Annotated in this window: 1 protein-coding gene; it reads left to right on the top strand. The window is 68.1% G+C overall.

The annotated features are described in order from the left end of the window. Positions 1-1,838: serine/threonine protein kinase (locus EOA27_RS34715; RefSeq protein ID WP_127258538.1), on the top strand; the 1,838-nt coding region annotated here is incomplete at both ends.

Below are 1,838 nucleotides of genomic sequence, written 5' to 3' on the forward strand. Positions count from 1 at the left end.
GCGACCGTCGGCGGCGAAACGCTGATCGGCGGCAAATTCGCCGGAAAATACAATTATGTTTCGCCGGAACAACTCGGCCTCTATGGCGGCGAGGTCAGCGAGCAATCGGATATCTACAGCCTCGGCCTGGTGCTGGCGGCGGCGCTGCGCGGCAAGCCGCTCGACATGAGCGGCTCGCAATATGAGGTCATCGAGAAACGCCGGACCGTGCCGGACCTGTCGGATATCGATCCCGATTTCCGCGAACTCATCGAAGCCATGCTGCAACCGGATCCGCGCGACCGGCCGGCGAGCATGGCTGAGATCGCCCGAGCAACGCGCGGTGAGGATCTCGAGCCGACATTGCCGCCGCCGGTGTCGTTCGGCGCGCGCGAACGCTCGGGCCTGCCGCGCGCCGGCTGGACGGCGCCGCCGGACTCCAAGCCCCAGACACCACCTTCCGGCGAGCCGCGTTTCGTCGAGCATGTGCGCCCCGCCTACCTGTCGGAGCCAAGGCCCGCGCCGGCCGCCACCCCGGCCAGCGCGCCCGCGCCGGCCGCGCCCAAAAAGCCTTCGCGCATGCCTGTCATCGCCGGCGGCGCCGCGGCGATCGCCGTCCTGGCGGTGGCGGGCCTCTATTTCAGTGGCGTCCTGGCGCCCATGCCGGTGGCGGAGACACCCAAGCCGCTGACTCCGAAGCCGGCCATCGAGACCGCCAAACCAGTGGCCGAGGCGCAGCAAGCGGAGACGCCGAAAGCTCAGCCGCAGGCGCCGGCCGCGGCTCAGCCGGAAGCACCGAAACCTGACACGGCGAAGCCATCCGCCCAACCTGAGGCGGAGGCCAGGACGCCCGTCGAGCAGCCAGCCACGCAGCCGGAGAGCGAGGCCAAAAGCCAGACGCCTCAGGTCGAGACCAGGCCGGTGCAGCCCTCAGCGCAACAGTCGCCCGCGCCGGCTCCCGGGCCAACGGCTGCCGAAGGCGAGAAACCGACGCGGCCGGCAAGCGAGCCGGCGATCAAGACGCCGGAACCGAGCCAGGCGGCTGAGAACAAGCCGGCGCAAGAGGCAAATCCGCCGGCAGCCAAGCCCAGCGTGAAAGACCTCGTGGATAAGCTTTCCAAGTTGCCTAAGCCGGCCCCATCCCTGCCCCCAACTTCGCAAAGACAGGCATCGACGGAGCCGACCCCCTCGCCGGCCGAGCCGAAGGTCCCGACAGCCAGCCAGCCGGCAACGCCGACCGCGCCAACCCAGCCGGCGCAGCAACCGCAGACGCCGGCAACCAAGCAGCCCGAGACCGACGTCGCCGTCAATGTGCCAAAGCCGGCGCTTCCGTCAGCGGAAGACGACATGGCCAAGTGGAACGAGCAGCGCTCCTGGGTGCGCGATTTCAGCGGCGGCAATTGCTTCTACGCCAACGTGACATCCGGACCCGGCGGCGCCCCCACGATCGAGGGTTACGGAACGGCGGTCCAGCCCTTCGAACAATTGCTCGGCGATTTCCAGTCCAGGTTCCATATCGAGCCAGACATCAGCGTGCGCCTCATCACGCTCTCCCAGTGCGGCGTGCCGACTTTCCTTCGCTTTCTCGACCGGAGTTCGGCCGCGAAGCCGCAGCTTGTCCTCGACAAGACATCGATACCGGATGGCGCGCCGGTCAGCGGCGCGCTCTATACGGGCGGCGGGCTCGTCTCCAACATCATGCTGATCGACCACAAGGGCGTCGCCTTCAACCTGGACGACCGCATGGTGGCGCAAACCGACAAGGTGACCTTCAATATCCCTATCGGCCTCGCCGCCGCGGACAAGGCGGCCGGCAAGGCGGTGCCGCAGATCATGCTGGTGATCACCGGCCCCAAGGA

The organism is Mesorhizobium sp. M2A.F.Ca.ET.037.01.1.1 (genome assembly GCF_003998075.1).
In the GTDB taxonomy this organism is placed as follows: Bacteria; Pseudomonadota; Alphaproteobacteria; order Rhizobiales; family Rhizobiaceae; genus Mesorhizobium.